Annotated in this window: 29 protein-coding genes; 15 read left to right on the forward strand and 14 right to left on the reverse strand. The window is 43.1% G+C overall.

The features are described from left to right. Positions 1-61: 61 nt before the first annotated feature. From ytxJ to AC59GT_RS02560, 3 genes are all read right to left on the reverse strand, one after another. On the reverse strand, positions 62-391 hold the full coding sequence (ytxJ, locus tag AC59GT_RS02550; protein WP_497236186.1) for a bacillithiol system redox-active protein YtxJ: 330 nt from the start codon (positions 389-391) through the stop codon (positions 62-64). Positions 392-625: 234 nt separating this feature from the next. After that, a complete protein-coding gene (gene ribH / locus AC59GT_RS02555) occupies positions 626-1,123 on the reverse strand; it encodes a 6,7-dimethyl-8-ribityllumazine synthase (RefSeq protein ID WP_497236187.1) in 498 nt (165 codons plus the stop codon). Between the two features lie 110 nt (positions 1,124-1,233). After that, positions 1,234-1,911, reverse strand: a complete 678-nt coding sequence (locus AC59GT_RS02560) for a tetratricopeptide repeat protein (RefSeq protein WP_117384453.1) — start codon at positions 1,909-1,911, stop codon at positions 1,234-1,236. A 254-nt stretch (positions 1,912-2,165) separates the two neighbouring features. Here AC59GT_RS02560 and recJ point away from each other — a divergent pair, with 254 nt between their 5' ends. The 4 genes from recJ to AC59GT_RS02580 all read left to right on the forward strand — a co-directional run bounded on the left by recJ (position 2,166) and on the right by AC59GT_RS02580 (position 6,809). Next, entirely contained in the window at positions 2,166-3,872 is a 1,707-nt protein-coding gene (recJ, locus tag AC59GT_RS02565; RefSeq protein WP_497236188.1) for a single-stranded-DNA-specific exonuclease RecJ, read from the forward strand. Between the two features lie 96 nt (positions 3,873-3,968). Continuing rightward, on the forward strand, positions 3,969-4,709 hold the full coding sequence (lptB, locus tag AC59GT_RS02570) for an LPS export ABC transporter ATP-binding protein (protein ID WP_497236189.1): 741 nt from the start codon (positions 3,969-3,971) through the stop codon (positions 4,707-4,709). Positions 4,710-4,828: 119 nt separating this feature from the next. Further along, positions 4,829-6,355, forward strand: coding sequence for a GH3 auxin-responsive promoter family protein (locus AC59GT_RS02575; protein WP_497236190.1), 1,527 nt, complete (start codon positions 4,829-4,831; stop codon positions 6,353-6,355). A gap of 61 nt (positions 6,356-6,416) precedes the next feature. Then, positions 6,417-6,809, forward strand: coding sequence for a hypothetical protein (locus AC59GT_RS02580; protein ID WP_497236191.1), 393 nt, complete (start codon positions 6,417-6,419; stop codon positions 6,807-6,809). Here AC59GT_RS02580 and folP read toward each other — a convergent pair. Continuing rightward, entirely contained in the window at positions 6,806-7,660 is an 855-nt protein-coding gene (gene folP / locus AC59GT_RS02585; RefSeq protein ID WP_497236192.1) for a dihydropteroate synthase, read from the reverse strand. The two genes, AC59GT_RS02580 and folP, sit on opposite strands and share 4 nt — an antisense overlap. A 207-nt stretch (positions 7,661-7,867) precedes the next feature. On the opposite strand from folP, the gene AC59GT_RS02590 reads away from it, so the two are divergent. From AC59GT_RS02590 to AC59GT_RS02600, 3 genes are read left to right on the forward strand one after another with little or no spacing between them, the layout of a single operon-like run. After that, the gene (locus tag AC59GT_RS02590; protein ID WP_497236193.1) at positions 7,868-8,350 is read left to right on the forward strand and encodes a DUF1599 domain-containing protein; all 483 of its coding nucleotides are present in this window, start codon (positions 7,868-7,870) and stop codon (positions 8,348-8,350) included. Then, positions 8,347-9,498 carry a BT_3928 family protein gene (locus AC59GT_RS02595; protein ID WP_497236194.1) on the forward strand — a complete coding sequence of 384 codons (1,152 nt, stop codon included), beginning with the start codon at positions 8,347-8,349 and terminating at the stop codon, positions 9,496-9,498. The genes AC59GT_RS02590 and AC59GT_RS02595 overlap by 4 nt, the downstream gene beginning before the upstream one ends. Continuing rightward, on the forward strand, positions 9,495-10,007 hold the full coding sequence (locus AC59GT_RS02600) for a shikimate kinase (RefSeq protein ID WP_497236195.1): 513 nt from the start codon (positions 9,495-9,497) through the stop codon (positions 10,005-10,007). Before AC59GT_RS02595 ends, AC59GT_RS02600 begins: the two co-directional genes overlap by 4 nt. Positions 10,008-10,051: 44 nt before the next feature. Here AC59GT_RS02600 and AC59GT_RS02605 read toward each other — a convergent pair whose 3' ends face one another. From AC59GT_RS02605 to AC59GT_RS02630, 6 genes are all read right to left on the reverse strand, one after another. Continuing rightward, a complete protein-coding gene (locus AC59GT_RS02605) occupies positions 10,052-10,561 on the reverse strand; it encodes a phosphoribosyltransferase family protein (RefSeq protein ID WP_497236196.1) in 510 nt (169 codons plus the stop codon). Between the two features lie 88 nt (positions 10,562-10,649). Continuing rightward, on the reverse strand, positions 10,650-11,051 hold the full coding sequence (locus AC59GT_RS02610) for a hypothetical protein (protein ID WP_117384442.1): 402 nt from the start codon (positions 11,049-11,051) through the stop codon (positions 10,650-10,652). A 30-nt stretch (positions 11,052-11,081) separates the two neighbouring features. Then, positions 11,082-12,209, reverse strand: coding sequence for a hypothetical protein (locus AC59GT_RS02615; RefSeq protein ID WP_497236197.1), 1,128 nt, complete (start codon positions 12,207-12,209; stop codon positions 11,082-11,084). Between the two features lie 9 nt (positions 12,210-12,218). Continuing rightward, positions 12,219-12,434 carry a DUF2442 domain-containing protein gene (locus AC59GT_RS02620; RefSeq protein WP_497236198.1) on the reverse strand — a complete coding sequence of 72 codons (216 nt, stop codon included), beginning with the start codon at positions 12,432-12,434 and terminating at the stop codon, positions 12,219-12,221. A 91-nt stretch (positions 12,435-12,525) separates the two neighbouring features. Further along, a complete protein-coding gene (locus AC59GT_RS02625; RefSeq protein ID WP_497236199.1) occupies positions 12,526-13,251 on the reverse strand; it encodes a YebC/PmpR family DNA-binding transcriptional regulator in 726 nt (241 codons plus the stop codon). Between the two features lie 106 nt (positions 13,252-13,357). Then, complete coding sequence (locus AC59GT_RS02630) at positions 13,358-14,308, reverse strand: NAD-dependent epimerase/dehydratase family protein (protein ID WP_497236200.1); 951 nt, start codon at positions 14,306-14,308, stop codon at positions 13,358-13,360. A 252-nt stretch (positions 14,309-14,560) separates the two neighbouring features. On the opposite strand from AC59GT_RS02630, the gene AC59GT_RS02635 reads away from it, so the two are divergent. Together AC59GT_RS02635 and AC59GT_RS02640 are read left to right on the forward strand one after the other, a co-directional pair. After that, positions 14,561-15,568, forward strand: a complete 1,008-nt coding sequence (locus AC59GT_RS02635; RefSeq protein WP_497236201.1) for an aspartate-semialdehyde dehydrogenase — start codon at positions 14,561-14,563, stop codon at positions 15,566-15,568. Positions 15,569-15,740: 172 nt separating this feature from the next. After that, positions 15,741-16,979, forward strand: a complete 1,239-nt coding sequence (locus tag AC59GT_RS02640) for an ABC transporter permease (RefSeq protein WP_117384436.1) — start codon at positions 15,741-15,743, stop codon at positions 16,977-16,979. A 6-nt stretch (positions 16,980-16,985) separates the two neighbouring features. Here AC59GT_RS02640 and AC59GT_RS02645 read toward each other — a convergent pair whose 3' ends face one another. From AC59GT_RS02645 to AC59GT_RS02660, 4 genes are all read right to left on the reverse strand, one after another. Further along, on the reverse strand, positions 16,986-17,735 hold the full coding sequence (locus AC59GT_RS02645) for a tyrosine-protein phosphatase (protein WP_497236202.1): 750 nt from the start codon (positions 17,733-17,735) through the stop codon (positions 16,986-16,988). Positions 17,736-17,739: 4 nt separating this feature from the next. Beyond that, a complete protein-coding gene (gene rfbB, locus AC59GT_RS02650; protein ID WP_497236203.1) occupies positions 17,740-18,792 on the reverse strand; it encodes a dTDP-glucose 4,6-dehydratase in 1,053 nt (350 codons plus the stop codon). 77 nt (positions 18,793-18,869) lie between these two features. Continuing rightward, positions 18,870-19,889 carry a UDP-glucose 4-epimerase GalE gene (gene galE, locus AC59GT_RS02655; protein ID WP_497236204.1) on the reverse strand — a complete coding sequence of 340 codons (1,020 nt, stop codon included), beginning with the start codon at positions 19,887-19,889 and terminating at the stop codon, positions 18,870-18,872. A 33-nt stretch (positions 19,890-19,922) separates the two neighbouring features. Beyond that, positions 19,923-20,915, reverse strand: a complete 993-nt coding sequence (locus AC59GT_RS02660; RefSeq protein WP_497236205.1) for a UDP-glucuronic acid decarboxylase family protein — start codon at positions 20,913-20,915, stop codon at positions 19,923-19,925. A gap of 133 nt (positions 20,916-21,048) precedes the next feature. Here AC59GT_RS02660 and AC59GT_RS02665 point away from each other — a divergent pair, with 133 nt between their 5' ends. From AC59GT_RS02665 to AC59GT_RS02690, 6 genes are all read left to right on the forward strand, one after another. Then, positions 21,049-22,269, forward strand: a complete 1,221-nt coding sequence (locus AC59GT_RS02665; RefSeq protein WP_497236206.1) for a 3-deoxy-D-manno-octulosonic acid transferase — start codon at positions 21,049-21,051, stop codon at positions 22,267-22,269. Positions 22,270-22,355: 86 nt separating this feature from the next. Next, positions 22,356-23,174 carry an alpha/beta fold hydrolase gene (locus AC59GT_RS02670; RefSeq protein WP_497236207.1) on the forward strand — a complete coding sequence of 273 codons (819 nt, stop codon included), beginning with the start codon at positions 22,356-22,358 and terminating at the stop codon, positions 23,172-23,174. Then, entirely contained in the window at positions 23,171-23,794 is a 624-nt protein-coding gene (locus AC59GT_RS02675) for a 1-acyl-sn-glycerol-3-phosphate acyltransferase (protein ID WP_497236208.1), read from the forward strand. The genes AC59GT_RS02670 and AC59GT_RS02675 overlap by 4 nt, the downstream gene beginning before the upstream one ends. A 3-nt stretch (positions 23,795-23,797) precedes the next feature. After that, a complete protein-coding gene (locus tag AC59GT_RS02680) occupies positions 23,798-24,424 on the forward strand; it encodes a 1-acyl-sn-glycerol-3-phosphate acyltransferase (protein WP_497236209.1) in 627 nt (208 codons plus the stop codon). Next, complete coding sequence (locus AC59GT_RS02685) at positions 24,425-25,519, forward strand: glycosyltransferase family 2 protein (protein WP_497236210.1); 1,095 nt, start codon at positions 24,425-24,427, stop codon at positions 25,517-25,519. Beyond that, entirely contained in the window at positions 25,492-26,154 is a 663-nt protein-coding gene (locus AC59GT_RS02690) for a carotenoid biosynthesis protein (protein ID WP_497236211.1), read from the forward strand. The genes AC59GT_RS02685 and AC59GT_RS02690 overlap by 28 nt, the downstream gene beginning before the upstream one ends. The last annotated feature ends 58 nt before the right edge of the window (positions 26,155-26,212 follow it).

The following is a 26,212-nucleotide window of genomic DNA, read 5'->3' on the forward strand; positions in this document are numbered from 1 at the left end:
GCCCGCTTTTGCCGGGCGTTTTTTATTAAGTTCCAATTTTTTTGTAGCTATCAAATAATATTTAGTTCAATACCGAAACCGCTTCGTCAACTGAAATAGCACCGTGTGATTGATCAAGCACACATTCACCATCTTTGATTAATAGCAATTGAGGAGATTCGTGATGTACCTGGAAATCTGTCGCAACTTTATTCGATAGTTCACGATGTTTAATCAAGTCAAGAAAATAAAGGGGCATATCATCAGGCAGATTCTCCCAGTCAAGTTCAAAACGCCTCTTAGCCATCATGCTGATAGAACAGCGTGTGCTATGTTTAAATATCAAACTATAGCCTTGATTTTGTTTAATATTATCTATCTGCGCCGCAGTATCTAACGATATCCATTCCATAAAGCAAAATTACGAGTATAAACTTTGTTAATAGTTAATACAATGTAAAACTGCTTAGGTTTTAATTAAAGCGGTAAACAACACGCCGTTTCTACCTCCCCCTATTAGGGTAAGAACCATAAGCCGGACAAAGTTTGTTAGAGCATGAAGATATGCTGCAACCTAGCGCCAAAGCTACAATAGCAATGTAAAATGCTTTTTTCATTTTTTATTTTATAACACAATAATACGTTTTTACTCCTTTAATGTTGCAGCTAATTTGGCCATTTTAATTGCTGTTACAGCAGCCTCATCTCCTTTGTTGCCGTGTTTACCACCTGCCCTGTCAATAGCCTGCTGCTGGTCGTTAGTGGTTAATACACCAAATATAACAGGTTTAGCATATTTTACACCAACAGTATACAGACCATTTGCTACCGCGTCACATATAAAGTCGAAGTGACGGGTTTCGCCCTGTATCACGCAGCCTAAACATATAATAGCATCAAACTTTCCCGTTTGCAGCAAAAGGTCGGCACTTGCAACAAGTTCGTAACTACCCGGAACAGGGTAGCTGTGTATATTTTCCTCTTTTGCGCCGTATTTAACTAGAGTGTCAAATGCACCTTTGTATAAAGCGCCGGTAACTTCGGCATTCCATTCTGCTACGGCAATACCAAATTTAAACTCTTCTGCAGACGGGATATCTGATGCAGTTGAAAAATCAGATAGGTTTTTTAATGATGATGCCATACGTTGATCGTTATTAATTAGTCGCTTAAAGTTTTTAAATAAAAAAGGTTGAAAATGTTACCGCAAATTACGCGGGCCATTTTCAACCTTTTTACTTTTACTTGTAGTAATTATGATTTTGCCTCAGCACGTGCAATATACTCATCAATGTTTTGAGCTTCAGCACTTGCCGGGTAATCTGTCTTTATTTTCTTGTAGCTTTCAGCAGCTGCCTTATTGTCGTTTTTAGCTTCGTAAACAAGGCCTAATTTTTTCAGGTAAACGGGAGATAAGAACTGGTTATTAGCTTTATCAATTGCTTTTTTAAAGTAGGTCTCTGCTTTGTCGTAATCTTTAAGTTCTACGTAAGCGTCTGCTGCGCCACCGTAAGCTTCTGCCGCCACCATAACATCATCTCCACGATAGCTGTTAAAGTTATCAATAGCCTTACGGAATTCGCCTTTATTGAGGTATGCAACGCCAAGGTAAAAATAGGCCAGGTTAGCAGTTTTGGTGTTACTGTAATCAGCAATAATTTTCTCAAAGCCAGGATAGCTATCAGCACCCTTAATAGCCTTGTCCCAGTCTTTCTTGGCCCAGTATTCCTGTGCTACATGCATTTGGTTAGCTGCAGTAACTTCACGAGGAGCCAGGTAAAGCCTTAAGTAAGCAATGTATATTACAACTAAAACAATAATAGCTCCAGCTATAAATAGTAAGCTTTTTTGATTCTCCTGAATAAAACTACCTTTCTTCTCCACCACATTGGTTGGGGCTGTAGTTTTTGTATTCACCTCGGTTGCTGACATCTTTGTATTTAAAAATTAAGTTTGCAAAAATACGGTTTAAAAGGGTTTTAGCAAATAATAATTTGTATAGTTAAGTGGTTGATAGCGTTAGGAATGAATGCTTTGGGCAAATACATGCATGACTTGATAACTGTAAATTGTGGATTAGCAAGCCAGGGCAAAATACGTTTTCATGTTGATGGTATTTTAGCGACAGAGGCGTTAGTAAGGGTTAATGCGAAACCGCTATCTTTGTCATCTTATTTTCTGTTGATATGGCCAAACGATGGGTATTGAAAGGTGCCGGTAGTACTGAAGTGGTAGAGCATTTAGCAACTGAGCTTAACATAAGTCCGGTATTAGCTAACCTGCTTGCTCATAGGTCTATTAGCAATTTCGAAGAAGCCCGTTTTTTTTTCAGGCCAAGCGAGCTGCACCTGCATGATCCATTTCTGATGCAGGATATGGAAAAAGCCATCGATCGCATTGACCTTGCAATAGCCCGAAACGAGAAGATTTTGGTGTTTGGCGACTATGATGTGGATGGTACTACGGCCGTTTCGCTGGTATATAGCTTCTTTAAAAAGCATCATGAAAATATAGCGTACTACATACCAGATCGCTACAAAGAGGGGTATGGGATATCAACGCAGGGGATTGATTATGCTGCAGAGCACGGTTTCACGCTGATTATTGCACTTGACTGTGGTATTAAGTCTGTTGATAAGATTGCTTACGCAAATACCCTTGATATCGATTTCATTATTTGTGACCATCACTTACCCGGAGAAGAGTTGCCGGATGCCGTAGCTATACTGGATCCTAAAAGAGCTGATTGCGATTATCCTTACAAAGAGCTATCCGGCTGTGGCATCGGGTTTAAACTTGCCCAGGCTTATACCCAAAAACATGATCTGCCTTTTGAGCATGTTGCTGAGTATTACGACTTAGCCGCTATAAGCATTGCCTGCGACATTGTGCATATTACAGGTGAAAACCGTGTGCTGGCACACCTTGGTTTGCAAAAGATTAACAACGACCCTTGCATTGGAATTAAAACGCTTATGGAGGTATCTGGCCGTGGTGGCCCGTATACCATTTCTGATGTAGTGTTTCTGCTCGGGCCACGTATTAATGCTGCCGGCAGGATAGCTGACGCAAAAGATGCGGTAAAGCTCCTGATATCCTGCCATGAGGATGAGGCAAAGGAGCAAGGTCTTTTGATAAACAACCGAAATGTCGAACGTAAAGGGCATGACCAGCAGATAACTGACGAAGCCCTGGGAATGATTGATGGCGATGAAGTATTGATAAGTCGCAAATCTACGGTGGTCTTTAACGAGAAATGGCACAAAGGCGTTATTGGCATTGTAGCATCGCGGTTAACTGAGAAGTATTACCGGCCGACGGTGGTGCTTACCCGGTCAAACGGACACGTGGCAGGTTCCGCACGTTCTGTATTAGGGTATGACCTCTACGAAGCACTTTGCGGCTGCAGTGACCTGCTGATACAATTTGGTGGTCACCGTTATGCAGCTGGTTTAACTATGAAGCCCGAGAATGTTGACGCTTTTATGCACCGGTTTGAAGAAGTAGTAAGCACCAGCATTAGCGAAGAGCAACTAACACAGCAGATTGTTATTGATGCGGAGTTGAACCTCAGCGATATCGATTCGAAATTTTTCAGGATAATGGCGCAGTTTGCACCATTCGGCCCGGAGAATATGGCACCAGTGTTCCTAACCAAAAATGTGTATGTTAGCGGCAATGCAGGGCTGGTAGGCGGTAATCATATAAAAGTGAATATAATACAGCCAGGGTCGGCAGCGTTTAGCTGTATTGCTTTTAATTATGGCGAGTACCTGCAAATGTTAAAACCGAATGTACCTTTTGATGTGTGTTATACCATCGAAGAGAATGTTTGGCGTGAGCAGCGAAGCATTCAATTGAATATAAAAGGGATTAGATTTGGTTCCGTTTAAGTAAATGTGAGCTACTAAACTAAACAGTACCGGCGGCATATAATATAACAATACTACCAGTCTCACGTTACGGGAGATAAAGAGGGCTCAGGCTTTATGATATTACGGGCAGAACATCTGATTAAAAAGTACAAACAGCGCACTGTTGTAAACGACGTAACGTTCAATGTTTCGCAGGGCGAAATCGTTGGGTTACTTGGCCCAAATGGGGCAGGCAAAACCACGTCGTTTTACATGATAGTAGGCCTTATTAAGCCTAATGAAGGTAGAATATACCTCGATGATGAGGACATAACCGGAGACCCAATGTACCGCCGAGCACAGAAAGGTATAGGTTACCTGGCGCAGGAAGCCTCTGTGTTCAGAAAACTCACAGTTGAAGATAACATCAAAGCGGTGCTGGAAATGGGTAAAATGCCTAAAGATAAGCAGAGGGATAAGCTAGAGGAACTGATAGATGAGTTCAGCCTGCATAAAGTACGCAGAAATCGTGGCGACTTACTATCCGGCGGTGAACGGCGTCGTACTGAAATAGCACGGGCGCTTGCTGCCGAACCGAACTTCATTCTGCTTGATGAGCCTTTTGCTGGTGTAGACCCTATTGCTGTAGAAGAGATACAAGCGATGGTTGCAAAACTCCGCCACCGCAATATCGGTATTTTGATAACCGACCACAACGTACAGGAGACCCTCTCAATAACAGATCGCGCCTATCTGCTATTTGAAGGGAAGATACTAGAGTCCGGCGTGCCAGAAGTATTGGCTGCTAATGAGTTGGTACGTAAAGTATACCTGGGTGCAAATTTTGTGCTGAAGAGAAAAACTTTTGCTCAATAAATTTCTTTAGTTTAAATCTGCCGGTGCACCCGCCAAAGCTGCTGTAGCAGGTATTGGTAATTATGTATTTGTCGCAACCAATTATCAAACACGTCAAAACGCACTGCTAAACATCCTGTATGACCATTTTAAACTCTGTTTTTACCTGGTTTATGAAAAAGCGTATCCATCAGATAGAGCTTTTTATGAAGTATCCAAACGAAGTACAGGAAGAGTGGTTTGAGCAATTAGTGGCCGGTGCCGAAAACACTGAATGGGGCAAAAAGCATTACTATAAAAGCATCGAAAATCTTACTGATTTTAAGGAGCGGGTACCAATACAAACATACGATACGCTAAAGCCTTATATAGAACGAATGCTCAAAGGCGAGCAAAATGTCCTTTGGCCATCTGAGATACGATGGTTTGCGAAGTCGTCAGGCACTACCAGCGACAGGAGCAAATTTATACCGGTAAGTGAAGAGTCACTGGAGGAATGTCACTTCAAAGGGGGAAAAGATATGCTTACCCTTTATTTTAACAACAGGCCTGATGCGCGCATATTTACCGGTAAAAGCCTCACCCTCGGCGGCAGCCATCAGGTAAGCCAGCTAAGTGACGATACCTTTTTTGGAGACCTTTCTGCAGTGATCATGAAGAACCTGCCCCTATGGGCTGAGTTTTATCGTACACCTCACCTGGACATAGCGCTTCTCGAGAACTTTGAGGAGAAAATAGAAAAGATGGCGTATGCCACCAAGGATGTAAACGTAACCAGCATCAGCGGTGTGCCTACATGGAATATCCTGCTCTTTAAACGAATACTGGAGATTACCGGTAAAAATAACTTGTTAGAGGTTTGGCCCAACCTGGAACTTTACTTTCACGGAGCAGTAAACTTTACTCCATACCGTGATCAGTTTAGAAAGCTGATACCAAACGACGAAATGTATTACCTGGAAACTTATAATGCATCTGAAGGTTTCTTTGGTATTCAGGATTTGGAAACACCCGGCGAAATGCTGCTTATGTTAGATTATGGTATCTTCTATGAATTTCTGCCTTTAGAAAACTTGTACGACGAACATCCCGATACGTTAACATTGGATGAGGTAGAACTTGGCAAAAACTATGCACTTATTATCAGTACCAACGCTGGCCTTTGGCGGTACATGATCGGCGATACTGTTAAATTTACCTCGTTAAGCCCGTACCGCATTCAAATTACGGGCCGTACCAAGCATTTTATAAATGCATTTGGCGAAGAACTGATTGTAGATAATGCAGAACGGGCACTTGCAGAAGCTTGTTCTCAAACTGGCGCTATCGTACGCGACTATACCGCAGCACCGGTATATTTCAGCGATAATGAATGTGGCGCGCACGAATGGCTGATAGAGTTTGAAGAACGGCCGCGCGAATTTGACAGGTTTGTTGATATTCTTGATGAGACCTTACGCCGCATAAATTCTGATTACGATGCAAAAAGGTTTAAGGATATGGCGCTTCGTCGACCGCTTGTCCGCAAAGTTGCTGAAGGAACATTCTTTTCGTGGATGAAAGAACGTGGCAAAATTGGAGGTCAGCATAAAGTGCCCCGTCTGGCAAACAGCCGCGAATACGTAGATGATATATTAAAGATGATGGCGTTGGCCGGAGAAGTTTAAATTTCAGGTACCTACTGTAGCACAACTGCTTAATTACCCGTAATAGCAATAAACCCACATTATGAAAAAGGCTTTACTGTTAATGGCTGTTATAGCATTCCTGGCATCCTGTAAAAAAGATAAAAAAGTAGTGCCAGTCTCCGGCTTGTTTGGAAAATGGGAACTGGCTTCTATTTCGGGTGGATGGTCACAACCGGCGAAAGTACCAGCAGGTAACGGCGACATCTATCAATTTAATAGAGATAGTACCTACATTAGATATCTTGACGGTAAAGTGCAAAAGCAAGGAAAGTTTAGCATTAATATAACCGAGCGCCGCGACACCCTGGCATTTGGTACTATAAAGTTCACTAATCCTGATTATAGCGATGCGTGGACAGAGACCCCTAGCACTATCACTATTGGCACATCTATAGCAGACGGGCCATCATACGGTTATCGAAAAATAAATTAAGCGGTCACCGCTTCCCAGACATTTATTGCTTCTACTGCTTCCTTTACATCATGTACCCTCAGGATAGTTGCACCTTTCATAAGTGCAATGGTGTTAAGCGCAGTAGTGCCATTTAGCGCTTCGTCAGCTGATGTACCCAGCAGGCCATAGATCATGCGTTTGCGTGATACTCCTGCTAATATGGGCAGCTGTAGACGTTCAAGTTCATCCAAACGCTTCATGAGCTCGTAACTGTGTTCTGCAGTTTTCGCAAAGCCAAACCCTGGATCAAGGATGATATCGTGAACACCGAGGCGCTTTAGCTGATAGATCTTTTCCACATAGTAGTCGAACACTTCGCTGAATACATCAGTATAAGTTGCCAACTTAACCATGTTTTGCGGTGTGCCTTTCATGTGCATCAGGATATACGGCACCTGCAAACGGGCAACGGTGTTAAACATGTTTGTGTCTAAACTCCCACCTGAAATATCATTTATAATGTGTCCTCCGGCTTTTACAGCAGCTTCCGCAACTTCAGCACGAAACGTGTCTATGGATAGTACTGCGCTAGGGAACGATTCTGCAATGGCGCCTACTGCAGGTAATAATCTGTACAGCTCCTCATCGGCAGAAATGTCTTCTGCTCCAGGTCTTGAGGAATAAGCGCCAATATCCAGGATGGTTGCACCTTCTGCCAGCATGCGTTCTGCCTGGCTTAAAATATCATCCAAACTGTTCTTGCGGCTGTCAGCATAAAAGGAGTCGGGTGTTATATTGATAATACCCATCACGGTTGGTGAGGAGAGCTCTATCAATTTGCCGCCTGCATTTATGATGGCCTTTTTTCTAAAAAACGTATCTTTAGCCATTGTTTGTTTAGGTAGCAAAGGTACAGTCAAATTACCTTTGTAGTGCTATTCAGCAAATATATGCGCCACCTTTTCCAAAGGAGCAAAAATGGGATAACTTACACTCGCCCTGCAACCGCATATAAATCCAAAGGAGTTTTGTTTTTCCAAGTGAGCAATACATCTGCAGAATACGACTCGGTCATCAACGTTTGCAAAGGCCTTTTTATGAAAAAGACCCGCGATTATGGTACAGCATGGCGGATACTTCGTCCGTCGTCAATTACGGATCAAATTTTTATCAAAGCCCAACGCATTCGCACGCTGGAAGAAAAAAAGATTTCTAAAGTGGGGGACGATATTACGGGGGAGTACATTGGCATTGTAAATTACTGCGTTATAGCTATGATGCAGTTGGACAGTACAGATAATACGTCTTACGAACTGGAGCCTGCACACGTAGAACAAATGTTTGATGCGAAGGTGAAAGAGACCAAAGACCTGATGTTTGCTAAAAATCATGATTACGGCGAAGCATGGCGCGATATGCGGATAAGCTCACTTACCGACTTGATCTTGATGAAAATTTTGAGGGTTAAACAGATAGAAGATAACCAAGGACAAACACTTGCCTCTGAGGGTGTGCATGCTAATTACCAGGACATGCTTAACTATTCGGTGTTTGCGTTGATAAAGCTGGGAGTAAAATGAAGAACCGTTTAGTTTGGTTGTGCCGGATTGCCGTAGGCTTGCTGTTTATATTCTCGGGACTGATAAAGGCTAACGATCCACTCGGGTTTTCCTATAAGCTTGAGGAATACTTCGAAGTATTTGGATTAACATTCTTGAGCAGTTTTTCACTTGCAATGGCAATTATTCTTTGCGCATTAGAGATGCTGCTTGGCTTCGCGTTGCTGGTGGGTGTAAGAGCCGTCAAAGTTGTCTGGGGTTTACTGCTGCTTATTGTCTTCTTTGGCTTCCTCACTTTTTACTCGGCCTATTTTAAAGTAGTGCAAACCTGTGGCTGTTTTGGTGACGCAATCCCGCTTACGCCCTGGCAGTCGTTCATAAAGGATATGGTACTGCTGGCTTTGGTGCTGGTGCTTTTTGTAAATCGTAAACGCATACAGCCGTTAGTTAAACAGAAGTTAGGTGATAAACTGCTAGTAGGAGCTGCTGTTATTTCTGTGGGGTTTGGCTTGTATACTTACAACTTCATGCCGATAGTAGATTTTCTGCCTTATAAAGCGGGAAACAATATTTTGGCTCAAATGAAAACGCCACCCGGTGCCGCACCGGATGGGTTTGAGATCACCTACCATCTCAAGAACAAGAAAACAGGTGATACCAAAACCATGACTGACAAAGAATACCTGAAGACGGCCATATGGAAAGACACTAACTGGGAGATAATTGGTAACCCCGAAAACAAGCTTGTTAAAAAAGGCTTTGAACCTAAAATACGCGACCTGAACATTCAGGATAACGGCGGCACAAACTATAACCAGGAACTTCTTTCAAGTCCGTACTATAGTTTATGGATTGTGGCCGACAATCTGGAACAAGCGGACAATGCTGCTTTGGCCAAGCTCAATGCGCTTGCTGCAAACCTTATAGAACACTATAATACCCGTGTTATACTGCTTACGTCAAATGCGCCACAAAATGCAGAGCAGTTTGCAAAGCAGCACAAGCTAGTTGCCGAAGTATTCTATGCAGACGGTGTTCCGCTTAAAACAATGGTGCGCGCCAACCCCGGTATAATGCTGATAAAAAACGGAACTGTTGTAAATAAATGGCATTATCACAACGTACCATCATACGATGACCTCGTAAAACAATACTTCAGTAAGCAATGAGCCGGATCTTCCTTATAGGGTTTATGGGATGTGGTAAAACCACATGGGGTAAAAAGCTATCTGCTGCAACTGGCTACGCATTTATAGACCTCGATAACGCCCTCGAAGCAGAAGCAGGCATGAGTGTGGCGGAATACTTTGCTGCTCACGGTGAGGAGGCTTTTAGAAAACTGGAGTCGAAGGTATTAAAGGAGACCAAGTACCCCGAGGACGTTATTGTTTCTACAGGTGGTGGCTTGCCTTGTTTTTTTGACAATATGGTTTGGATGAACAGTCAGGGCCAATCACTATACATTAAGCATTCGCCAAAAACACTAGCCGAGCGCTTAGAGAATGCCCGCATTAAACGGCCGTTGGTGCAGGGGAAAAGCGGTGATGAACTTGTAAACTTTATATCACAAAAGCTTGAAGAAAGGGAAATGTACTATGAGCAGGCCACGCACATTGTTAACGGTATAACCATATCTGCAGAGGGGTTGATGGAGGTCACCGGCATCAAAGCCAAGTAAGAATACAACCCTATTGCGGCAGAGACTTGATAGATAGCCTATATTTACATCAAATAGACCGCGTCATCTTCACCTTCCTGGTCCAGAACAACGCTTACGTGTTCTTTTATAACAGTAGATAATGCCATTCCTGCATAGTCGGTAGTTACGGGAAAGCTTTTGTGGTTTCGGTCTACAAGTACTACGGTGCGGAGCTTTTTTAGAGGGACATCAAGAAACACCCCAAAGCCATAAGCCAGGGTTTTGCCGCTGTTAAGCACATCATCAACCAATACAACTACTTTATTTGCGCACTCCTCTATATCAAAGTTGATCTTAGCCTGCAGACTGCTGCTTTGTTTTTGTAGTTCAATTACCAGTAGCCTTGTTTTAAACGGAGCGATATTATCTAATACAGCTTTTAATCTTTCGGCTACATGGTTACCCCTGGGTAATATACCGGCAATAAGTAATTCCTCTTCATCAAAATTATCTTCCAGTACCTGGTAAGCAATGCGGTCTATCTTTTGCTGTATTTGATGGCTGTTGAGTATAAGAAGCTTTTTCTCGGACATGGTTTTCGCTGCGGTATAGTATCACTGAAGGTGAAATTGCTGTTGCCGTAAAGATAAACGAACATTACAACATTTCAACTGCCTGTAATTAACTCTTAGTGTAAGGGTAATAAACAAAATTTGCACCCTCTGGTACGATCACAAAAAGGCACATAAAATCATTGGGATTTTTGTACGTGTTCATAAAACGGTCTTTCAACTCCTTTTTGATAATCCCTTTTTCTACAAACTCCTCTATAGTAGAAGCGTGTATGCTCCACTCCGTATTCAGTTCATTACGGTCCAATATTACTTCTCCAAGCTTAACTTCGTGCTGGTGTGCAATAAATATTGGGGTAGAGGATATACCTTCTGACATGATATCTACTGCTACTTCGTGAATAGACTCGTTAAAGAATTTTAAATCCCGTTCGAGGCTTACCAGCGGACTTTGCTTTTTCGGCTTCTCTTCGCTGCCACGATCCTGATTAAAAAGTTCCTGGGTATCCATATAATGATGTGGTGTTATGATCAAATAAAATTACTCTTGCGAAGGTTTGGGTTTCATATTGAAACGAGGTTTAAACCCCGCCGGTTTTGATGCTTTAGGTGCTGTGTCTGTCTCCGGTTCTGCAGTAGTATGCTCCGGTGCAACGGTTAAGGCGTCATCTGCCGAATCGCTTTTTGCTGGTTCGGCGCCGGTATCTTCACGAAACTCTCTAGTTTCAGCTGGCTTAGGTGCAACCATTTTCATGTTAAACCTGGGCTTAAAGCCGGCTGGCTTAGCTGCGCCCTCATCCTTTGGCAGCGGTTCGGGTGCTTCAGGTTGTTGAGATTCGGTAGAAATGTTTGTTGAACTAACGTCTTCTTCTTCCTGTCCTTTGTTTTCCGGTTCTGCTGTGCCTAGCTCCTGTTGGGGCTTGGCACCTGCCATTTTCATATTGAATCTTGGTTTGAAACCAGGTGGCTTTGGCGCTTCCGATTTTTCTGATTCTGGCAATGTTGGTTCTGAAGCTATAACCCGGTTCTCGTCGTCAGGGTGTGTCTGCTCGAGCTTTTTAGTTTGGGGCGCTTCGCCACTCGTCATCTTTACGTTAAGCCGGGGTTTAAAGCCGGGTTGTTTGGTGCCCGCAGATGGAGTTGGTGTATCATCAGCAGGCCTGTTGGTTTCGTCCGCAAGGGCTTGCATTGCTTCTTTTTCCTGCTGGTACTCCAGTGATTGATCTTTGGTCGAGGCAGCTTCATTTACCTCGGAAGTAACTGTAGCGCTATCCTTTAATACAGGATGTTGTACATCAGGCGTATTGGTAGTTGATATCGGGGTTGCAGCTTTAAACCTTGGCTTAAATCCTGATGCTTTTTCAGCAGAGCTCAGTGCCTCATCACTTTTTGGCTGTTGACTTTCACCCTGAGGAATGTTTTCTGTCAGTGTTTCTACAATGGTTTGTTCAGCAAGGCGGTTCTCGAGGTGTACTTTTTCCGGCTTTAGCTCCGGTGCAAGATGGTACTGTAACCTTAATTTATTGAACCAATACTTTTTTGTATGATCGAAGCTTTTTTCGCCCATTTGCTCAAAATGCTCCCGGAACTCTGCAAATAGTACGGGCTCACCAGCTTTCAGGGCCATGAGGTCAATCCGCTTTTTATTGAAGAACTCTTCGAAAGTCATTTTTATAGCTTATAAGTCCACGTCCACGCCAAGTTTGTTAAAGCGCAATCCCTTATCTGTTTGGTCCCAGTCTTCACGCTCTTCTTCGCTAGCGTTCATTAACTTAGGGAACCATTCCAACGGAAATGCCTGCTGCTTTCCATCAGCTTTCTCCACAAAAAGCAAACCATTGGCAAAAGTTACCTTTACTTTCTTTTCCTGCTTACGTGTTGATAGTAGTGGCATTAAACATCCTCCGGGTCTTACTTAAAAGGCAGACTTTTAATCATCAAGTGGTAATTACCTGAACTTTCCAAGCTGAACATTGACAAGAACGTTACTCGGCCATGTTATGGTAAACCGCCTGCACATCATCATCTTCTTCCAGGCGATCCACTATTTTCAGCACATCTGCTGCCTGTTCTTCTGTAACGGCGGTGGTTGAAAGTGGAATACGCTCCAGCTTAGCTGACTTTGTTTCGATGCCCATCTCTTCTAAAGTCTTCTGCATTTTGCCAAAGTCCTCATAAGCTGCATGAATCACTGCAATATCGTTACCTTCTTCGTCCGACTCTACAAATAAGTCTTCCAAGCCTGCATCAATCAGTTCAAATTCCAGTTCTTCCAGGTCACGTTCTCCCGGATCAAAACGAAAAACAGACTTACGGCTGAAGATGAAATCCAGCGATCCGGTTTTGCCTAACGTGCCACCGTACTTGGTAAAGTAGCTACGTACGTTAGCCACGGTACGGTTGGTGTTGTCGGTTGCGGTTTCTACCAGTATCGCTACGCCGTGTTGTGCGTAACCTTCGTAAACCAGTTCTTCGTAATCTTTTTCGTCGCGGCTGGTAGCGCGTTTAATGGCCGCTTCTACACGGTCCTTCGGCATGTTAACCGCCTTGGAGTTTTGGATAGCGGTACGCAATCGCGAGTTGGTGTGAGGGTCGCCACCACCTGCTTTAACTGCCATCACAATTTCTTTACCCAAACGGGTAAACTGCACTGCCATTTTAGCCCAGCGCTTAAACTTTCTTTCCTTACGGAATTCAAATGCTCTTCCCATATTAGCTAACGATCTCCTAAGGAGCTCAATTTATCGTTTTTATCAATATATTGATAATTTTTTAAATAACTGTACTTCCGAATAAATGTATTACAGCACCGCAATGTTATAATGTCTTCTTTAGATTATCCAGCATGTCGTGCGTCATCTTTGGCAGGTCATACTCTATTTGCCATCCCCAATCTTGCTGGGCCTGGCTGTCATCAATTGATTTTGGCCAGCTATCTGCAATTGCCTGGCGTGGGTCATTGTCTGCATAGCTAATCTCAAAGTCAGGCAAACGTTTTTTAATCTCATCAGCTAATTGTTCCGGCGTAAAGCTTATTCCTGCAAGGTTGTAGCTGGACCGGATAGTAATACGCTCTGCAGGAGCATCCATCAGGCTTATTGTTGCACGTATCGCATCGTCCATATACATCATTGGCAAGGCGGTACCTTCAGCTAAAAAGCTTTGATATTTGCCTGTTTTAAGTGCCTCATGAAAAATATGAACAGCGTAATCAGTTGTGCCGCCACCCGGGTTGGCACGCCAGCCTATCAGGCCCGGATACCGGATACTGCGTACATCCAAACCATATTTTGTGAAATAATACTCGCACCAACGCTCGCCTGCCAGTTTACTAAAACCGTAAACAGTGTTAGGGTCCATAACGCAATACTGTGGAGTGTCCCACTGGGGTGAATGTGGTCCAAATACCGCTATCGAACTTGGCCAGAATACCTTGGCTATTTTAAATTCAACAGCCAGGTCCAGTATGTTCAGCAGCCCGGTCATATTAAGGTCCCAAGCCAACTTAGGCTTTTGTTCGCCCACTGCGGACAATATTGCAGCAAGCAGGTAAACTTGCGTAGGGCGATGTTTGTCAAACAAGTGATGCAGGTTGTCCTTGTCCATCACGTTGGCAAATTCAAAGGGGCCGGTATTTCTTAACGCGTAAACCGGGCTGTTTATATCAGATGCAATTACGTTCTCAGCGCCGTGTATAGTCCTTAATGCAGTTACCAGTTCGGTGCCAATTTGGCCATTAGCCCCTATCACAAAAATCTTTTCGCTCATGCAGATGCAGGTTTGGTTGCAAAGGTAAAAAATTGGCGGAAATGACCTCAATCCGTAATGGAAAGTTTACAGCTAACAAGCGTAGGGTTGGTAAATTACAAGTGGTATAGATGCACTCTTAATCAAATAAATTATACTAAAACAGTCGTCTTTCATCTTCGGTTTAGTTTAAAAATCGCATATTTGCGTTTACATGCAATGTTGGCATCGCAGCCAGTTTTGCTATTTAATTATCATTAACAATAAACAAAAATGAAAGTCGCAGTAGTAGGTGCAACCGGTTTGGTAGGCACTAAGATGTTGCAGGTTTTAGCCGAACGCAACTTCCCGGTTACAGAATTAATCCCCGTAGCTTCCGCAAAAAGTATTGGCAAAGAAATTACTTTTAAGGGTAAGCAGTTTAAGGTGGTTTCTGTTGAGGATGCGATAAAGCAGAAGCCGGACGTTGCTATTTTCTCTGCGGGTGGAAGTGCTTCGTTAGAGCAGGCACCGTTGTTTGCGGCTGCGGGCACTACTGTTATTGATAACTCATCTGCCTGGAGAATGGATCCCACCAAGAAATTGGTTGTACCAGAGGTAAATGCGGATGTGCTTACCCCGGAAGACAAGATAATTGCTAACCCTAATTGCTCTACCATACAAATGGTTGTGGCCTTAAAGCCATTGCACGATGCTTATAAAATAAAGCGTGTAGTAGTATCTACTTACCAATCCGTTACAGGTACCGGCGTGAAGGCAGTAGACCAGTTATTTAATGAGCGTAAAGGTATTGACGGCCCCAAGGCTTACCCATATACTATCGACCTGAACGTTCTACCACATATAGACGTATTTACTGAAAACGGTTACACCAAAGAAGAAATGAAGATGGTGAAGGAAACTGTGAAAATAATGGGCGATGAGAATATTAAAGTTACCGCTACTACTGTTCGCATTCCAGTGATGGGTGGTCACTCAGAATCGGTTAATATTGAGTTTGAGAACGAATTTGATCTGGCGGAAGTTAGGGACTTGCTAAGTAAAGCACCTGGCATTGTAGTGGTTGATGATGTGGCTAACCTTAAATATCCCACACCGCTTGAAGCGCATGATAAGGATGATGTTTTTGTCGGACGTATCCGCCGCGATGAAACGCAGGAGAAAACACTTAACTGCTGGATCGTATCTGACAACTTGCGTAAAGGTGCAGCAACCAATGCTGTACAAATAGCTGAATACCTTGTTGCAAAGAACCTGATTGGGCAAGCAGTAGAGGCGTAAGGCAGAATAAATATATTACGATCAGCTATCTGATTGAGTAGAAGCGCATCAGTTTAGATTGGTGCGCTTTTTAATTGATATGTGCCTAACGCGTCAAAGTATTTAATTTAGTCTGATTGTAACAAAGCGCATCATGATGCAGTCAAACCGCTAAGTTTTTGAAAATTACAGCATGGCGGTAAAAACTACCCTACGAGAAAATATATCTATTGCATTGCAATCTATAAGTGGAAACCGGTTGCGTACCTCGCTTACTGCGCTGATTATTGCTATAGGTATAATGGCCCTTGTAGGTATTTTAACAGCTATAGAAGGTATTAAGCAATTCACTAACGACGCTTTCGCAGGCTTGGGTGCAAATTCCTTTACCATCCAGAATCGTGGTTCGGGTATTAGCTTTGGTATGGGCGGTCACCGCAAAATGTACCCGGTAATTACTTACGAACAAGCAGCGCGTTTTGAAAAAGGCTTTAAGCTGCCGGCAAAGGTGCGTATAGACCTGAGTGTAACTGGTACCGCGGTAGCAAAATATAATAGCATTAAAACAAATCCCAATATCTCTGTAACGGGCTCAAATGAGAACTACCTGTTAACCACCGGGCACAAGATGGCTTCAGGTCGCAACTTCTCTGCATCAGAGTTGGAGCATGGTGCTAACGTGGTTATAATCGGCGACGAGATAAGGTTAAAGTTATTTAAGAATGAGGACCCGCTAAACAAGTCAATTTTGCTTGGCTCCAGCAAGTTCAGGATAATAGGCGTGTTTGCGCCTAAAGGCAGCAATAGTTTTGGAGGAGACAAGTTTTGCATTATACCGGTGGTAAAAGCCCGCCAGATAGCTGCCACCTCAAAACCTTCATTTCAAATAACTGTAGCCATTAGCGATCCTACCGCCCTTGATGCTACTGTTGGTGAGGCAACATCTTACTTCAGGAACATCCGCGGGTTGCGCATTAGCGAGGATGATAACTTTGAAATTTTCCGTAGCGACTCTATTCAGCAGGAGCTTACCAATAACTTAAATGGTGTTACAGTAGCAGGCTTTGCTATAGGTTTTATAACCCTGCTTGGCGCAGCAATAGGCTTGATGAACATTATGCTGGTATCTGTTACAGAACGTACACGCGAGATAGGCCTGCGCAAATCAATAGGTGCAACGCCTGCAGTTATACGCAAGCAGTTTTTGATAGAAGCTATAGTAATCTGCCTGATTGGTGGCTTGGGTGGAATAATATTAGGTATGGCCGTTGGGAACTTAATAGCCGTGCAAATCAGTGGTACGTTTGTAGTACCATGGATGTGGTTATTCTTTGCTATAATGCTGTGTACCTTTATTGGTCTGTCATCAGGGTTTTACCCGGCTAAGAAAGCAGCCAGGCTTGATCCGGTAGAAGCTTTGCGTTACGAGTAACGATGTTTATTGCAGCAGCAGCTTATTTTTCAGCGGATAATCGTTCAATAATTTTTCTACGTAGTCAGTAGTTAAAGCATCTTCAAACGCTGCTGCATGGCGGGGATGGTGCATATCGCTCGATATAAAATCAACCATCTGCTCATCTACCAGGTCTTCAGCCATTTTCTTGGTAGGCTTGCCGTAATAACCAGTAAGTGAAATAGTATTCAGTTGAAGGTTACATCCCCAGCTACGTATCATTCTCAATCGGTCAATGTCCATGTAACCATATCTTTCCGGATGCGCGAGTATAGGCTTATAGCCCGCGTCGCGCATCTTTTGGATCATTTGAATGACATTTGGTGGTTCGTTAATAAACGAAAGCTCGAACAACACAAATTTCTGCTCGCCACCCATGGTCATTAGGGTACGTTCGTCAATCCGCTTCTCAAAAACCTCATCAAAGTAATGTTCAGCTGCGGCTTCTACTTCAATGTCTATGTTCTGATTTACCAGCTCTTCTTTAAGAACAGAAAGTGCATTGAATATAGTAGTGCTGTCATTACGATAGTAATCTACCATTACGTGAGGCGTCGCAATAATCTTTTTGATGCCCAGCTCCATCATCTTTTTTATAAGAACTATGGACTCTTCAGGAGTTTGCGCACCATCATCAATTCCTGGCAATACATGTGAATGCATGTCTACAACAATAGGCCCGTAATCAAGCGTTCTAACTTTTTTAACTTCCTTTTTCTTAAATAGTCCAAACATTTATTTACCGGTTGTTATATTGTTCGCTATAGTAGTCCTGGTAATGTCCAGATGTAACGTCGTTTAACCATTCGTCGTTTGCCAGGTACCAGTCAACAGTTTTTTCGAGCCCTTCTTCAAATGTTATTGATGGTGTCCAACCCAGCTCATTTTTCAACTTGGTGGCATCAATAGCGTATCGGAGGTCATGTCCTGCTCTGTCTGTTACGTAGGTGATCAGCTTTGCAGACTCTCCTTCAGCTCTGCCCAGCTTCTTATCCAATATACGGCAAAGCAGCTGAATCAGATCTATGTTCTTCCACTCATTGTGCCCGCCAATGTTGTAAGTAGTACCCGATGCCGCATTATGAAAGATAACATCAATTGCGCGGGCATGGTCTTCTACCCAAAGCCAGTCGCGCACGTTCTCGCCCTTACCATAAACCGGAACAGCCTTCTGCTGTTTTATATTATGGATGGCCAATGGTATTAATTTCTCAGGAAAGTGAAAAGAACCGTAGTTATTAGAGCAATTTGATATTACAACATCAATGCCGTAAGTATCATGGTATGCTCTTACAAAATGATCTGAACTTGCCTTTGATGCAGAATATGGTGAATGTGGGTCGTAAGCCGTTGTCTCCGTAAACATATCTGTTTCACCAAGCGTGCCATACACCTCGTCGGTAGATACATGGTAAAACCTTTTGTCGGCGTAATTGCCTTTCCAGATGTGTTTTGCGGCATTCAGCAAGTTAACGGTGCCCACCACGTTGGTCATTACAAATTCCAGCGGGTTAGATATGGAACGATCTACGTGAGATTCTGCCGCAAGGTGTATCACTGCATCTGGCTGCTCCGTTTCAAACAGGTTGTTTATATAAGCAAGATCTACAATATCACCCTTTATAAAGCGATAGTTAGGTTCGTTCTCGATATCTCTTAGGTTAGCAAGGTTACCGGCGTAGGTAAGTTTATCCAGGTTAATGATCTGGTATTGAGGATAGGTTTTTACAAAGCGGCGCACTACGTGTGAACCAATAAAACCAGCTCCGCCTGTAATAATTATCTTTTTCATTCAGGAAAGTGTGTTTCAAGTCAAAGCCTTGTAACACACCCACAAAGGCGTATTACAAGGCTTCGCAAATATCGGTATTATAACGGATTTTCAGCCAAATACTTTTCCCAGGCCCAGGCAGAAGACATCATTTCTTCAATCCCCAGTTCTGTTTTCCAGTGTAGCTCGTCGGTAGATTTTGTAACATCGCCCCAAACTTGCTCTACATCTCCTGCACGAGGCGGCCCTATTTCGTAGTTGAGTTTTACTCCGGTTACGCTCTCAAAAGCTTTTATAACCTCCAGTACAGAAGATCCTTTGCCAGTGCCTAAATTAAATACATCAAAGCCTGTGAACGCTTCTGTTTCAGCTAGCTTAAGCGCCGCAACGTGAGCCTTACCTAAATCTACTACGTGGATATAGTCGCGAACGTTGCTGCCGTCAGGTGTATTGTAGGTGTTACCAAACACAGTGAGTTTTTCGCGTTTACCTATCGCCGTTTGAGTGATAAAAGGCACAAGGTTTTGTGGCACACCCAGTGGAAGTTCGCCTATTAACGCCGATTGATGTGCGCCAACTGGATTAAAGTATCGCAGAGATATGATCTTGTAATTACTGCCGGCAGCAATTACATCTTTAAGTATTTCTTCGGCAATTTGCTTGGTGTTACCGTATGGAGATTGCGCAGCCTTCACAGGAGCATCTTCGGTAACAGGCAATTCGTCTGGTTGACCGTATACAGTGCAGCTGGACGAGAAAACGAAGTTCAGCGCCTTGCCTTTATATGCGTTAAGCAGGTTAATAAGCGAATAGAAGTTATTGCGATAATACTTTAATGGTTCTTTTACCGATTCGCCAACTGCCTTATAAGCGGCAAAATGTATCACCCCTCCAATTTCAGGTTCAGATGCGGCAAAGTCCAGAACAGCCTTTTCGTCGCACAGGTCAAGCTCATAAAATGCGGGTTTGTAACCGATTATTTTGGCGAGCTGATCTAAAATCTTGATGTTGGAGTTAGAAAGGTTATCAACAATAACTGGTTCATAACCCGCCCCAACCAATTCAACCACTGTATGCGAGCCAATGTAGCCTAGCCCGCCTGTTACTAAAATCTTCATATTAAATCAGGTTGGTTTGCCCGAGCAAACCAACTACTTGTTGTAAGTTGTAAAATCTTTGTGTTCAATTTTATCAATGGCCTCCTGAGGTAACGATTTAAAGTATTCATAAGTGATCTTTAAACCTTCCTCACGGGATACCTTTGGTTCCCAACCCAATATAGAACGCGCTTTAGTAATATCCGGGCGACGTTGCTTAGGGTCGTCTAAAGGTAAATCCTTATACACCATTTTTTGTTTGGTGCCGGTGAGTTTTATTATTTCTTCACCAAATTCTTTTATTGTTATTTCGCTTGGATTACCAATGTTTACAGGGTATGCATAGTCGCTAAACAGTAAACGGTATATACCTTCAATAAGGTCACTTACATAGCAGAATGATCTTGTTTGTGAACCATCGCCAAAAACAGTAAGGTCTTCACCACGGATAGCCTGGCCTATGAAAGCAGGTAACACACGTCCGTCGTTTAGGCGCATACGCGGGCCGTATGTATTAAATATACGTACAATGCGGGTTTCTAAGCCGTGGAAGGTATGGTAAGCCATGGTGATAGACTCCTGGAAACGTTTTGCTTCGTCGTAAACACCACGCGGACCCACCGCGTTAACGTTACCCCAATATTCCTCAGGCTGTGGGTTAACATTCGGATCGCCATAAATTTCAGAGGTTGATGCAATAAGCATTCTGGCATTTTTAGCACGGGCAAGGCCCAGTAAGTTATGCGTACCTAAAGAACCAACTTTAAGGGTTTGTATCGGGATTTTAAGATAATCAATAGGGCTTGCCGGAGACGCAAAGTGAAGAATGTAGTGTAACTCGCCCGGTACGTGCACAAACTTAGAAACATCATGATTGTAAAACTCAAAATTTTCCAGTTTAAAAAGGTGCTCAATGTTGCGCAGGTCACCTGTGATTAAATTATCCATTGCAATAACGTGATAATCTTCACTTATAAACCTGTCACATAAATGCGACCCCAGAAAGCCGGCTGCACCGGTAATTAAAATGCGTTTACGATTTGCCATATTTGATTGTTGATTTTATACGGTAGAACAAAGTTCAGGTGGTATTTATTTAAGCGTTGATACTAAAAAGCTATTGTTGTTGTCAATATACTATTTTTGCTTTCGCACGAAGATAATAATTACAATTTATAAAATGCTGTTTATATATAACATTGGCATACGGATATATTACCTGCTGATAAGTATTGCCGCCTTGTTTAATAAAAAAGCAGCTTTGTGGATAAACGGGCGCAGAGGACAAATTGTACAACCTCTACCATCCAGCATCTGGTTTCATTTTGCCTCATTAGGAGAGTTCGAACAGGGAAGACCGGTACTTGAAAGAATGCGCGAGATGTATCCGGGCAAACCGTTGGTGGTTACTTTTTTTTCTCCTTCGGGATATGAGATCAGGAAAAATACACCGCTGGCTGATGCGGTATATTATTTGCCTTTAGATACTGCGGAAAATGCCGCCAGATTTATAACTGCCATTAAACCGCAGATGGCAATATTCACCAAATACGAGTACTGGTACCACTATTTTTATCAATTGCATAAAGCGCACGTGCCTCTTTATGTGATATCTGGTATTTTCAGGCCAGGGCAGGTGTTTTTTAGATGGTATGGCAGTTTACACAGGCGGATGTTAAAAATAGTTACCTGGTTTTTTGTTCAGGACATCGCCTCTAAACATCTACTGCACAATGCCAGAGTTACTAACGTAACCATTAGTGGCGACACCAGATTTGATAGGGTATGGGCAAATGCTTTACAGCCAAAGGAACTGCCGGAGATCGCTGCTTTTAAAGGCAATAGTAAACTGTTTATAGCAGGCAGCACCTGGCCTGCTGACGAGCAGCTGCTGGCAGTATTGATTAAAGCTCACCCCGGGTCGAAATTCATTATTGCCCCTCATGAAATATCAGAAGAGAAGATCAACGGGTTGATGGGCTTGCTACCTGTAGATAGTACCGTCAGATATTCGCAACTGACCGGCAGGGAAACGCCTGCAAACACACTTATTATAGATAACATTGGTATGCTGTCTGCCTTATACCAATACGCCGAGATAGCTTATATTGGAGGCGGGTTTGGCGCGGGTATACATAATACACTTGAGGCAGCTTCGTTTGGAATGCCTGTATTATTTGGACCTAACTTCGAGAAGTTTAAAGAAGCCCGCGACTTAGTAGCGCTTAATGCCGGCTTTGTTGTTAATAATGAGGAAGAACTGCTTAATACTGCAAGGCAACTGATGGATGACCAACAGTTAAGCGCAGCAGCTGCGGCTATAGCGAAAAAGTATGTGGGCGATAATGTTGGCGCAACCGAAGCCATTATAAAGTACATTACCACTAAGCACAAGCTATAGTTTGCTAATTATTGGCAAGGGAGCGAAGTTGTAATTAGTCGCCCTCTCAAAACAAATCAGTTCAATTTTTATTAATATTGCCGGCTATGGGTTTTTTGGATCTCCCGGGTTTGGGCAAGGCGCACTATCATGAATATGGCAAGGGCAGTAAGCCTATGCTTGCTTTTCATGGGTATGGGATGACCGGCAAACAGTTTCACGTATTAGAACGATCCATTTTGCAGAAGTACCACGTTTATGGTTTCGATCATTTTTTTCACGGAGAAAGCAAACTAGCCGGCTGGACAGAGCAACAGATACTCGCAGGCATGCCGCGCGAAATGGTGAGGGGCTATGTAGAAGAATGGTTTGCTAAGTACGGCAAGCAGCGCTTTTCGCTTATGGGGTACTCCATAGGTGCTAATATCGTACTCGTTTTAATTGAAGAATATGGCGATATGATCGACGATGTTATTCTGATGGCACCCGATGGCCTATCAGTTTACAAAGGGTTTGAAATATTATTGCACAAACGTCACGGGCGGTACTTCTTTAGAACTGTTACTAAAAGCAAGTGGCTGGCACCTTCGGTAATTAAGGCGTTGAAGCGGGCCGGATTTATTGACCAAAGTTTATATAACATTGCGTATAACGAGATTGATACCGAGCAAAAACGGCAGGATGTTTATTATACACTCAACCTCATCCGCTTACTAAAACCAAATGCCAGGAAAGTAGCTGAACTAATTGGCAGGCATAATATCAACTGCCAACTGATTTTTGGAAAGGATGATAACTTATTTCCTAAATCGGCAGCGACTGCCTTTATTGAAAGCGTACCCACGGCCAATGTACACGAGGTCGCGCTCGGGCACTGGTTGGTAGTGAAAGAATTGGACGAGTATTTAGTAAATTTACCACGATGATACCTGCCCGCCGCGTAACACTTTTTAGCAACTGGTTCGCGTACTACATGCGTTACAGAATGCGTAAAGCATTTAACCGGCTGGAAGTAATGCCTTTTACACCAAAAGAGGGCCACTCTGTTTTGCTGCTTTGCAACCATTTTAGCTGGTGGGACGGGCTATGGGGCAACTATCTTGCCTATTGGCACTTGAAACGCAAGTTGTACATTATGATGCAGGAGGACCACTTGCAAAAGCGGATGTTGTTCAATCTTTTTGGTGGCTTTTCCATCAACCGCAGCTCGCGTGAGATGATTAAATCGTTGCAATACGCCGCCGGATTACTAAACAATACTGAAAACCTTGTAGTGGTGTTCCCTCAAGGTGAACTGATATCTAACCATACTACCGAGATAAAAGTAGAGAAGGGAATAGAGCGGCTGATCAAAAACATTAAAGGCCCTTGCCAGATAGTTTACAATTGCGCGCTTGTAGATTACTTTGAGAGCTTAAAGCCATCTGTTTACTTTCATTTATTTGATTGCGGCGTTGCCGGGGAAGTGAGCTTTGATGAGCTGACCAAAAAAGTAAACAGCTTTCACCGCGAGGCGTTGGCAGCACAGGTAAATGTAGCACATTAACGCATGCTCTACCCAAAAAGTAACCCGTTCATGAAATGGATCTTCCGGACCTATGTAAACAGGTTGGTGAAGAACGAATTTCATGAAGTTACCTATAACAGTGTTCTCGTAGATCCGAAAAGGTCGGTGCTATTGATAGGTAACCACTTCAGCTTTTGGGATGGTCTTATTTTATTTTACCTGAATGAGAAACTTTTCAAGAAGAAGTTTCACGTCATGATACTGGAGGAGACAGCCCGGAAAAGTAGTATGCTGCGGTACGGCGGGGCATTTACAGTAAACAAAACCTCCAAAGATGTAATTGCTTCGCTAAATTATGCCGCAGAATTACTGAAAGATGCAAATAATTTGGTGCTGATGTTCCCGCAGGGAAAGCTGTACTCAAACTTTGTAGAAGAAGTCAAATTCGAGAAAGGCGTAATGAGGCTGATAGACAAGGCGGGAGAGAAATGCCAGGTGATATTTGCGGCAACTTTTATTCAGTACTTCAGGCACAAAAAGCCAAATGTGAACGTTTATTTAGAAGCGCCGGTTAGGGAATATGCCGGACTTGATATAACCAAATTGCAAAGCGATTACCAGGAGCTGTATAAGGCTGGTCGTGAGCAGCAAACCAAAATAGAGATATAAGTGATCATAGTACTGCTCATTGTATTTATTTTTTTGATACTGAGGTTTACGGTTACCTTGTTCAATTATGTTTCTAACCCTAAGCTGCCGCGTATTGGCAAACACTATACGGAAAAGGTGTCTATCCTGATCCCCGCACGCAACGAGGAAGAAGACATTATCGCATTACTGCAGTCAATTGTTGAGCAAGATTACAGCTATTATGAAGTACTGGTATTAGACGACAACTCGACCGACAAAACTTATGAGCTATGTGAAGCGTTTTGCGCTAAACACCGCCAGTTCCGTGTGATAAGGGGTAATCCACTGCCTGCAGGTTGGTTGGGTAAAAATTATGCCTGCTACCAGTTGGCCCAACATGCGAAAGGTAAATACTATTTATTTTTAGATGCTGATGAAAAGGTGTACAAAGGATTGCTTAACAGCGCCGTACATCGTATGCACCTTCGGGGACTTACCCTTTTAAGCCTTTTTACCAACCAGGAGATGCAAACTACCGGCGAGAAGATTGTAGTGCCGTTGATGCATTTTATTCTGCTTAACCTGCTACCGTTAAGACTGGTGTTCCTTGTAAGGAGTGCTTCTGTATCAGCTGCTAGCGGTCAGTTTATGCTGTTTGACGCTGAAACCTATAAAGAATATCAATGGCATCAATTAGTTAAGGACAAGATAGTAGAGGACGTGGAAATAATGAAGCTGGTGAAATCAGCAAAGCTAAATGGCGAGGCGTTACTGGCAAACGGTATGATAAGCTGCCGAATGTATAAAAGCTACAACGAAGCTATCAACGGCTTCAGCAAAAACTTCCTGGCTGCATTCAATTACAATATAGTTGGCTTTGCATTTTATCTGCTCATGATCATTGGCGGCCCGGCTGTTATCCTTGCTACCCGAAATCCAAACCTAGTATCTATCATGCTCACCCTGGTTGTTATGAGCCGTGTAATGATTTCGCTGGCCTCAGGCCAGAACGCCTTCCGCAACATATGGCTGCATCCTTTACAGATGTTAGCGCTGCTGCATATCGGTGTTACATCTGTACAAAAGTATTTCACTAAATCCACCACATGGAAAGGCCGGAAAATACCATCCTGAGTTCCCGCGTTGCCGTGGCTGTAATAATACTGTTCCATTTTGTTGGTCTGGTTGGTTTTGCGGTACCCTCAACACGGCCCCTTTTTACGCAAGTTGTAGTTTTGCACCTGTTGCTTATGTTGCTGATCATCACGCTGAACCACAGTACCATAAATGTGTGGTTTTTGACGTTTTTTGCTTGTGTTTTTACCGCTGGAGTATTGGTTGAGTGGATCGGCGTTCACAAGCACTGGCTCTTTGGTGATTATGGCTATGGAGCAACACTAGGCACCAAGGTGCTTGATATACCATTGATGATAGGGGTAAATTGGTTCCTGTTGGTATATGCTACAGGGGTTACCCTACAGCGAAGCAGGCTTAAAAGTGGGCTATTAAGGATAATTATTGGAGGCCTCATACTGGTATTGCTGGATGTATTAATAGAGCCCGTAGCTATAAAGTTTGACTACTGGCATTGGACAACAGGTTCAATTCCAGTGAAAAATTACGTCTGCTGGTTTTTGGTAAGTGCTGTAATGTTATCTGTGTTTGAGCTGTTCAGGTTTAAAAAACAAAGCATTGCTGCACCAGTTCTGTTGTTGACTCAATTTGTATTTTTCGGTATTTTGCTACTGATTATCAGTGTCCAACGGTGATTTGGGCATAATTAGCTCCGGTTTGTCGGCAAAGTTTCATCCTTTTTATTGATAGATG

Source organism: Mucilaginibacter sp. 320_HR, assembly GCF_059691875.1.